The organism is Ewingella americana ATCC 33852, from assembly GCF_000735345.1.
GTDB classification, from domain to species: Bacteria; Pseudomonadota; Gammaproteobacteria; order Enterobacterales; family Enterobacteriaceae; genus Ewingella; species Ewingella americana.
In genome coordinates this window covers 1-253 of sequence record NZ_JMPJ01000090.1, presented here as the reverse complement: position 1 = coordinate 253, position 253 = coordinate 1, and the positions used below count along the sequence as shown (strand labels likewise).

The 253-nt window shown below is 35.2% G+C and carries 1 protein-coding gene; it reads left to right on the top strand.

The window, feature by feature from the left end; translation table 11 throughout:
- On the top strand, positions 1–253 hold a 253-nt coding region (locus tag GEAM_RS23390; protein WP_034796367.1), incomplete at both ends, for a hypothetical protein.

Below are 253 nucleotides of genomic sequence, written 5' to 3'. Positions count from 1 at the left end.
CTATGTTAAAAATCAACAACCGCAAATAAATGCTTTTTTTGCCCTTAGAAAAAATTCCAAAGACTGGGAGAGATTAAGGTCAGAGGGCTTCAATCTAGTCGATTTTGAAAGTGATAAATTCGACATAATATATGATAGAGCAGCTGTTTTATTAAGCTCACATATCGACCGTTGTTTCACATCGTACAATGGGAAGTATTCCCTAGCAAATAAGAAGTTTATATTTCTACAACACGGCGTTACCAAAGACAAC